This is a genomic window from Paenibacillus sp. LPE1-1-1.1, assembly GCF_040676435.1.
GTDB lineage: Bacteria > Bacillota > Bacilli > Paenibacillales > Paenibacillaceae > Pristimantibacillus.
This window is the reverse complement of the sequence record NZ_JBEGHY010000036.1, coordinates 1-255: the sequence shown is the minus strand read 5'-3', so window position 1 is coordinate 255 and position 255 is coordinate 1. Positions and strand designations below refer to the sequence as shown.

Annotated in this window: 1 protein-coding gene; it reads right to left on the bottom strand. The window is 49.8% G+C overall.

All coding sequences use genetic code 11. From position 1 onward, the window contains the following. Positions 1-75 precede the first annotated feature (75 nt). Positions 76-255, bottom strand: a 180-nt coding sequence (locus MRBLPE1_RS26740; RefSeq protein WP_364151576.1) for a hypothetical protein, incomplete at its 5' end; no start/stop codon positions are given.

Sequence of the window (255 nt, the reverse complement as noted above, 5' to 3'; positions counted from 1 at the left end):
TATGGGAACGCGTGGTTCCCCTCCGCCATCGCCACCAAACGTAGCGTGTTGCACGCTGAAAACTGGATACGAAAGTTAGGTTTGCTGAAACCTTTTTAGCTGCTGTCTGCCGGATGTATGGGTCCGGAGCAAACTTAAGCGTATGCTTACGATGTAAGTTTGCTTCTCAAACGTTTTAGGATAAGCCCTCGACCGATTAGTATTCGTCAGCTGCACACATTGCTGTGCTTCCACCCCGAACCTATCAACCTCGTC